This window comes from Pseudomonas sp. YQ_6, assembly GCF_043103245.1.
Classification (GTDB): domain Bacteria; phylum Pseudomonadota; class Gammaproteobacteria; order Pseudomonadales; family Pseudomonadaceae; genus Aquipseudomonas; species Aquipseudomonas alloputida.
In genome coordinates this window covers 1-7,663 of the sequence record NZ_JBICJR010000060.1, presented here as the reverse complement: position 1 = coordinate 7,663, position 7,663 = coordinate 1, and the positions used below count along the sequence as shown (strand labels likewise).

General features: G+C 61.7%; 7 protein-coding genes. 5 read left to right on the top strand and 2 right to left on the bottom strand.

What is annotated here, in order from left to right; genetic code table 11:
• Positions 1 to 143: 143 nt before the first annotated feature.
• On the top strand, positions 144 to 1,061 hold the full coding sequence (gene cysD, locus ACF8FG_RS20595) for a sulfate adenylyltransferase subunit CysD (protein ID WP_003251799.1): 918 nt from the start codon (positions 144 to 146) through the stop codon (positions 1,059 to 1,061).
• A 16-nt stretch (positions 1,062 to 1,077) separates the two neighbouring features.
• Complete coding sequence (gene cysN, locus ACF8FG_RS20590; protein WP_003251801.1) at positions 1,078 to 2,979, top strand: sulfate adenylyltransferase subunit CysN; 1,902 nt, start codon at positions 1,078 to 1,080, stop codon at positions 2,977 to 2,979.
• Positions 2,980 to 3,063: 84 nt separating this feature from the next.
• Here the strand turns inward: cysN and ACF8FG_RS20585 are convergent, their stop codons facing one another.
• Positions 3,064 to 3,543, bottom strand: a complete 480-nt coding sequence (locus ACF8FG_RS20585) for an Lrp/AsnC family transcriptional regulator (RefSeq protein ID WP_003251803.1) — start codon at positions 3,541 to 3,543, stop codon at positions 3,064 to 3,066.
• 127 nt (positions 3,544 to 3,670) lie between these two features.
• On the opposite strand from ACF8FG_RS20585, the gene ACF8FG_RS20580 reads away from it, so the two are divergent.
• Entirely contained in the window at positions 3,671 to 4,867 is a 1,197-nt protein-coding gene (locus ACF8FG_RS20580) for a methionine gamma-lyase (RefSeq protein ID WP_318077567.1), read from the top strand.
• Between the two features lie 155 nt (positions 4,868 to 5,022).
• Here ACF8FG_RS20580 and ACF8FG_RS20575 read toward each other — a convergent pair whose 3' ends face one another.
• A complete protein-coding gene (locus ACF8FG_RS20575; protein WP_010952432.1) occupies positions 5,023 to 5,460 on the bottom strand; it encodes a YhcB family protein in 438 nt (145 codons plus the stop codon).
• Positions 5,461 to 5,595: 135 nt separating this feature from the next.
• On the opposite strand from ACF8FG_RS20575, the gene ACF8FG_RS20570 reads away from it, so the two are divergent.
• Together ACF8FG_RS20570 and ACF8FG_RS20565 are read left to right on the top strand one after the other, a co-directional pair.
• Positions 5,596 to 6,231 carry an alpha/beta hydrolase gene (locus ACF8FG_RS20570; RefSeq protein ID WP_014592297.1) on the top strand — a complete coding sequence of 212 codons (636 nt, stop codon included), beginning with the start codon at positions 5,596 to 5,598 and terminating at the stop codon, positions 6,229 to 6,231.
• Positions 6,232 to 6,256: 25 nt separating this feature from the next.
• Positions 6,257 to 7,606, top strand: coding sequence for a tryptophan--tRNA ligase (locus ACF8FG_RS20565; protein ID WP_014592296.1), 1,350 nt, complete (start codon positions 6,257 to 6,259; stop codon positions 7,604 to 7,606).
• The last annotated feature ends 57 nt before the right edge of the window (positions 7,607 to 7,663 follow it).

Here is a 7,663-nt window from a genome sequence, read left to right as displayed (position 1 = left end):
GCCCTGCCAGCCCAAACCCCCAGTCATATCGTTAGACTTTTTCGATCTAGCCAGCCTCCTAAATAGAAGCAGCCGCTGTGATAAAGTGGCTCGCTCGAACACGGCCCGCAGGCCGTCCATAAGATCGTTTTTCGTGAGTAGCCATGGTCGACAAACTGACGCACTTGAAACAGCTGGAGGCGGAGAGCATCCACATCATCCGCGAGGTGGCCGCCGAGTTCGACAACCCGGTGATGCTGTACTCGATCGGCAAGGACTCCGCCGTGATGCTGCACCTGGCGCGCAAGGCCTTCTTCCCGGGCAAGCTGCCGTTCCCGGTGATGCACGTCGACACCCAGTGGAAATTCCAGGAGATGTACAGCTTCCGCGACAAGATGGTCGAGGAAATGGGCCTGGAGCTGATCACCCACGTCAACCCCGAGGGTGTGGCGCAAGGTATCAACCCGTTCACCCATGGCAGTTCCAAGCACACCGACATCATGAAGACCCAAGGCCTGAAGCAGGCGCTGGACAAGCATGGTTTCGACGCTGCCTTCGGTGGTGCACGCCGTGACGAAGAGAAGTCGCGGGCCAAGGAACGTGTGTATTCGTTCCGTGACAGCAAGCACCGCTGGGACCCGAAGAACCAGCGCCCCGAGCTGTGGAACGTGTACAACGGCAAGGTCAACAAGGGCGAGTCGATCCGCGTCTTCCCGCTGTCGAACTGGACCGAACTGGACATCTGGCAGTACATCTACCTTGAAGGCATCCCGATCGTGCCGCTGTACTTCGCCGCCGAGCGTGAAGTCATCGAGAAGAACGGCACCCTGATCATGATCGACGACGAGCGCATCCTCGAGCACCTCTCCGAGGAAGAAAAAGCCCGCATCGTCAAGAAGAAGGTGCGTTTCCGTACCCTCGGCTGCTACCCGCTGACGGGCGCTGTCGAGTCGGAAGCCGAGACGCTCACCGACATCATTCAGGAAATGCTCCTGACGCGCACTTCCGAGCGCCAGGGCCGGGTCATCGACCACGATGGCGCCGGTTCCATGGAAGACAAAAAACGTCAGGGCTACTTCTAATTTTCAGGGTTACTCCATGTCGCACCAATCCGATTTGATCAGCGAAGATATCCTCGCTTATCTGGCTCAGCACGAGCGTAAAGAACTGCTGCGTTTCCTCACCTGCGGCAACGTGGATGACGGCAAGAGCACCCTGATCGGGCGCCTGCTGCACGACTCCAAGATGATCTACGAGGACCACCTCGAAGCCATCACCCGCGATTCGAAGAAAGTCGGCACCACCGGCGAAGAAGTCGACCTGGCACTGCTGGTAGATGGCCTGCAGGCCGAGCGCGAGCAGGGCATCACCATCGATGTCGCCTACCGCTACTTCTCCACCGCCAAGCGCAAGTTCATCATCGCCGACACCCCGGGCCACGAGCAGTACACCCGCAACATGGCCACCGGTGCGTCCACCTGCGACCTGGCGATCATCCTGGTCGATGCCCGTTACGGCGTGCAGACCCAGACCCGCCGCCACAGCTACATTGCGTCGTTGCTGGGCATCAAGCACATCGTGGTCGCGGTCAACAAGATGGACCTGAAGGGCTTCGATGAAGGCGTCTTTGAGTCGATCAAGGCCGACTACCTGAAGTTTGCCGAAGCCATCAATCTGACTCCGAGCAGCCTGCACTTCGTGCCGATGTCGGCGCTCAAGGGTGACAACGTGGTCAACCACAGCGAGCAATCGCCGTGGTACGCCGGCCCGACGCTGATGGAAATCCTCGAAACCGTCGAGGTTTCGGCCGACCGCAACTTCACCGACCTGCGTTTCCCGGTGCAGTACGTCAACCGTCCCAACCTGAACTTCCGCGGCTTCGCGGGCACCATCGCCAGCGGCGTGGTGCACAAAGGTGACGAGATTGTCGTGCTGCCGTCGGGCAAGAGCAGCCGGGTCAAGTCCATCGTCACCTACGAAGGTGAACTGGAAAACGCCGGCCCAGGCCAGGCCGTGACCCTGACCATGGAAGACGAGATCGACATCTCCCGTGGCGACCTGCTGGTACATGCCGACAACGTCCCGCCGGTCACCGACCAGTTCGACGCCATGCTGGTGTGGATGGCCGAGGAGCCAATGCTCCCGGGCAAGAAATACGACATCAAGCGTGCCACCAGCTACGTGCCAGGCTCGATTGCCAGCATCACCCACAAGGTCGATGTGAACACCCTGGAGCAGGGCGCTGCCAGCGCGCTGCAGCTGAACGAGATCGGCCGCGTCAAGGTAGCCCTGGACACCTCGATCGCCCTCGACGGTTACGACAGTAACCGCACCACCGGTGCGTTCATCGTCATCGACCGCCTGACCAACGGCACCGTTGGCGCCGGCATGATCATCGCCCCGCCCGTGTTGCCACACGGCAGCACCGGCCATCATGGCAAGCAGGCCCACGTGTCCACCGAAGAGCGCGCCCTGCGCTTCGGCCAGCAGCCAGCCACCGTGCTGTTCAGCGGCCTGTCGGGTGCTGGCAAGAGCACCTTGGCCTATGCCGTTGAGCGCAAGCTGTTCGACATGGGCCGTGCGGTGTACGTGCTCGATGGCCAGAACCTGCGTCACGACCTGAACAAGGGCCTGCCACAGGACCGCGCTGGCCGTACCGAGAACTGGCGCCGCGCCGCCCATGTGGCGCGCCAGTTCAACGAAGCCGGCATGCTGACCCTGGCTGCGTTCGTGGCCCCGGATGCCGAAGGCCGCGAACAGGCCAAGGCGCTGATCGGCAAGGAACGCCTGGTGACCGTTTACGTCCAGGCCTCGCCGCTGGTTTGCCGCGAGCGTGACCCGCAAGGCCTGTACGCTGCCGGTGGCGACAACATCCCGGGTGAAAGCTTCCCGTTCGATGTGCCGCTGGATGCTGATCTTGTGATCGACACCCAGGCCACCAGCGTGGACGAGGGCGTGAAACAGGTGCTGGACGTGCTGCGTCAGCGTGGCGCGATTTAAGCGCTAGCCTGCAAGGAAAACCCCGCTTCGGCGGGGTTTTTTGTCTCGCGTTCAGGATCCTTCTCAATGCTCGGAAAGACCGTCTCAGATATGTTTCTCCGACACCGGTATCACCCGTCTTTCCTTCACCGCTTTGTACGAAAAACTCGAATAGATCTCCTTCACCCCCGGCAACCGCTGCAGCACCTCCCGGGTAAATTCCCCAAACGACTCCAGGTCCCGTGCCAGGATCTCCAGCAGAAAGTCATAGCGGCCGGAGATGTTGTGGCAGGCGACGATCTCGGGGATTTCCATCAGGCGCTGTTCGAACGCCAGCGCCATGTCCTTGGTGTGCGAGTCCATCATGATGCTGACGAACGCGGTCACGCCAAACCCCAGCGACTTGGGCGAGAGGATGGCCTGGTAGCCGGTGATGTAGCCGTTTTCCTCCAGTAACTTGACCCGTCGCCAGCAGGGCGAGGTGGTCAGTGCCACCTGGTCGGCGAGTTCGGCAACGGTGAGACGGGCATTGTCCTGTAAGGCGGCGAGCAGGGCGCGGTCGGTGCGGTCGAGGCTTGAAGGCATTTTTTGCCCTCCTTGTCCGTTGATTATTGTTTTTGTTCCAACAAGCACGTGTATACGTAGGCTATTTTGGAAAAAATCGGGCAGCTCGGTGGCATAAGCTTATAGCAAACCACAAGAGGCTGTTGCCATGCGCGACTCCCACCACAACAACGGTTTTTCCACGCGGGCCATTCATCATGGCTATGACCCGCTTTCCCATGGTGGCGCCCTGGTGCCACCGGTGTACCAGACGGCTACCTATGCCTTCCCCACTGTCGAATACGGTGCTGCCTGCTTCGCCGGGGAGGAGCCTGGGCATTTCTACAGCCGCATTTCCAACCCCACGCTGGCATTGCTGGAGCAGCGCATGGCTTCGCTGGAGGGCGGTGAAGCGGGGTTGGCGTTGGCCTCGGGGATGGGCGCGATTACCTCAACCATCTGGACCCTGCTAAGGCCTGGCGATGAGCTGATTGTCGGGCGCACCTTGTATGGCTGTACCTTCGCTTTTCTGCACCACGGTATTGGTGAGTTCGGGGTGAAAGTTCGCCATGTCGATCTCAACGATGTCAAGGCCCTGAAAGCGGCGATCAGCAGCAAAACACGGATGATCTACTTCGAAACACCGGCCAACCCCAACATGCAACTTGTGGATATTGCGGCGGTTGTGGAGGCGGTGCGGGGGCATGATGTGCATGTGGTGGTCGATAACACCTACTGTACGCCGTACCTGCAGCGACCACTGGAACTGGGAGCGGACCTGGTGGTGCACTCGGCAACCAAGTACCTCAGTGGGCATGGCGATATCACTGCCGGGTTGGTGGTGGGGTGCAAGGCGTTGGTAGACCGTATCCGCCTGGAAGGGCTGAAGGATATGACCGGGGCGGTGCTGTCACCGCATGACGCGGCGTTGCTAATGCGCGGTATCAAGACCCTGGCCCTGCGCATGGATCGGCATTGCGCCAATGCCCAGCAGGTGGCCGAGTTTCTCGCTCGCCAGCCGCAGGTGGAATTGATTCATTACCCCGGGCTACCGTCTTTTGCCCAGTACGCGTTGGCCAAGCGACAGATGCGTTTGCCTGGCGGGATGATTGCGTTTGAGCTCAAGGGTGGCATTGAGGCGGGGCGGCGCTTCATGAATGCGCTGCAGCTCTTTGCCCGGGCGGTGAGCCTGGGGGATGCCGAGTCGCTGGCGCAGCACCCGGCGAGCATGACCCATTCCAGCTATACCCCGCAGGAGCGGGCGCATCACGGGATATCGGAGGGGTTGGTACGTCTGTCGGTGGGGCTGGAGGATGTGGAGGACCTGCTGGCAGATGTCGAACAGGCATTGCAGGCCTGCCGTTAGGTTGCCTGCACTGGCCCCTTCGCGGGCACGCCCGCACAGGTCCCGCGCAATATTTGAAACCTGCGCGGCCCTTGTAGGAGCGGGTTCACCCGCGAAGAGGCCGGGTTGCATCCACAAAAAAGGCCTCTTGCGAGGCCTTTTGCATCTTCAGCAGATCAACGCTTGAGCCCGTAGCTTTCGTCGAGCATGCCCGGCGAGTTAGGCGCTTTCGGTGCATAGTCGCGCGGCACTTCGGCGGTGTCTTTAGGTGGGGTCAGGCGGTCACGCGGGCCTTGCGGTGCATCGGAGTGCAGCGCAGCCAGCAGGCGTTGGCGGGTGACATCATCGAGGGCCAGGCTGTTGGCGCCTTCAGCCAGGTGATCCTGTACGTCCTGATAGCTCTGGGTCAGTTTCTTGACCAGCATGGCGGTGCTGTTGAAGTGGGTGACCACTTCGTTCTGGTAGCTGTCGAAGCGCTTCTGGATGTCGTCCAGTTGACGCTGGGTGTTGCTCGGTGCCGCATTGGGCAGCAGGCGGGCAACAATGAAACCGACTGCCACACCGATGACCAGGGCCAGGGTTGGCAACAACCAAACAAGGAGCGAGAGTTCCACGAGTCCTTCCTCTATAAACGGCTTTGCTTTACGTTAACGGCTCAGACCTGCGCTGTATACCGCGAGCGATCGCAAATCAGAACAGAATTTCACACCTAGACGAATCGACCCTCCCCGAGGTCACGGAGTAGTGCCTTGCTTGTCCGCGAAACCCCCTTGTTCATCGATGGCCCCAGCGGCCAGCTGGAAGCCTTGTACCTGGACGTGGCGCAAGCCCGTGGCGCGGTGCTGATCTGCCACCCTAACCCGGTCCAGGGCGGCACCATGCTCAACAAGGTGGTCTCGACCCTGCAGCGCACCGCACGTGATGCCGGCTATGTGACCCTGCGTTTCAACTACCGTGGCGTCGGCCAGAGCGCCGGCAGCCACGACATGGGCGCTGGCGAAGTGGCCGATGCCGAGGCCGCTGCAGCATGGCTGCGTGCCAGGCACCCCGGGCTACCGCTGGTGCTGATGGGCTTTTCGTTCGGTGGTTTCGTTGCCACCAGCCTGGCCGGGCGCCTTGAAAGTGCAGGCGTCGGGTTGCAGCACCTGTTCATGATCGCCCCGGCAGTCATGCGCCTGACCGCCGAATTCCCGCTGCCGCAGCGCTGCCCGCTCACCGTGGTGCAGCCGGACGCCGACGAAGTCGTCGCGCCGCAGCTGGTTTACGAATGGTCCGACAGCCTGTCGCGTCCCCATGAGCTGCTGAAAGTGGCAGAATGCGGACACTTCTTCCATGGCAAGCTGACCGATCTGAAGGATCTGCTGCTGCCGCGCCTTTCGAACTGAGCCAAGCCTGAATAAGCGAACACCCATGACCACGCGCATTCTTACCGGTATCACCACCACCGGCACTCCGCACCTGGGCAACTACGCCGGCGCCATCCGCCCGGCGATCCGTGCCAGCCAGCAGCCCGGTGTCGATTCGTTCTACTTCCTGGCCGACTACCACGCCCTGATCAAGTGCGACGACCCGATGCGCATCCAGCGCTCGCGCCTGGAGATCGCCGCCACCTGGCTGGCCGGTGGCCTGGACCCGGACAAGGTGACCTTCTATCGCCAGTCCGACATCCCGGAAATCCCCGAGCTGACCTGGCTGCTGACCTGCGTTGCCGCCAAAGGCCTGCTGAACCGCGCGCATGCCTACAAGGCTTCGGTGGACAAGAACGTCGAGAACGGCGAAGACCCGGACGCCGGCGTGACCATGGGCCTGTTCAGCTACCCGGTGCTGATGGCCGCCGATATCCTGATGTTCAATGCCAACAAGGTGCCGGTTGGCCGTGATCAGATCCAGCACGTGGAAATGGCCCGCGATATCGGCCAGCGCTTCAACCACCTGTTCGGTCAGGGCAAGGACTTCTTCGCCTTGCCGGAGGCAGTGATCGAGGAAAGCGTGGCGACCCTGCCGGGCCTGGACGGGCGCAAGATGTCCAAGAGCTATGACAACACCATCCCGTTGTTCACCAGCGCCAAGGACATGAAAGACGCCATCTCGCGCATCGTCACCGATTCGCGCGCGCCAGGTGAGGCGAAAGACCCGGACAACGCGCACCTGTTCACCCTGTACCAGGCCTTCTCCACGCCTGAACAATGCGCCGGTTTCCGCGAAGAGCTGCTGCAGGGCCTGGGCTGGGGCGATGCCAAGCAGCGCCTGTTCCAGCTGCTGGACGGCCAGTTGGCCGAGAAGCGCGAGTACTATCACCAGTTGATCGCCCGGCCGGCGGACCTGGAAGACATCCTGCTGGCCGGCGCCGCCAAGGCCCGCAAGATCGCCACGCCGTTCCTCGAGCAGCTGCGCGAGGCCGTTGGCCTGCGTTCATTCCGCAGCAGTGTGCAGGCCAACGCCGAAGTGAAGAAAAAAGCCACCAAGAGCGCGCGTTTTGTCAGCTTCCGTGATGAAGACGGCAGCTTCCGCTTCCGCCTGCTGGCCGCTGACGGCGAGCAACTGCTGCTGTCGCGCAGCTTCGCCGACGGCAAGAGTGCCGGCGCCGTGAGCAAGCAGCTGCAGCAAGGTGGCGAGGTTGATGTGCGCGTCGAAGGCCTGAGCTTCGGCCTGTGGCTCAATGGCGAGCAGGTTGCCGACGGGCCGCAGTTCGACAGCGCCGAAGCCCGTGATGCTGCCATTCAGAGCCTGAACGAAGCCTTGGCACCACAGCAGGACTGAGGCCGCCAAACGGTGGGAGCAACTGTCTTGCTCAATTTCTGAAAGCTGGCGCCATCC

What these genes read in the sequence shown, in the direction of transcription:
- cysD (WP_003251799.1), top strand. Translation starts at nt 144, where the DNA reads ATGGTCGACAAACTGACGCACTTGAAACAGCTGGAGGCGGAGAGCATC.
- cysN (WP_003251801.1), top strand. Translation starts at nt 1,078, where the DNA reads ATGTCGCACCAATCCGATTTGATCAGCGAAGATATCCTCGCTTATCTG.
- ACF8FG_RS20585 (WP_003251803.1), bottom strand. Translation starts at nt 3,543, where the DNA reads ATGCCTTCAAGCCTCGACCGCACCGACCGCGCCCTGCTCGCCGCCTTA.
- ACF8FG_RS20580 (WP_318077567.1), top strand. Translation starts at nt 3,671, where the DNA reads ATGCGCGACTCCCACCACAACAACGGTTTTTCCACGCGGGCCATTCAT.
- ACF8FG_RS20565 (WP_014592296.1), top strand. Translation starts at nt 6,257, where the DNA reads ATGACCACGCGCATTCTTACCGGTATCACCACCACCGGCACTCCGCAC.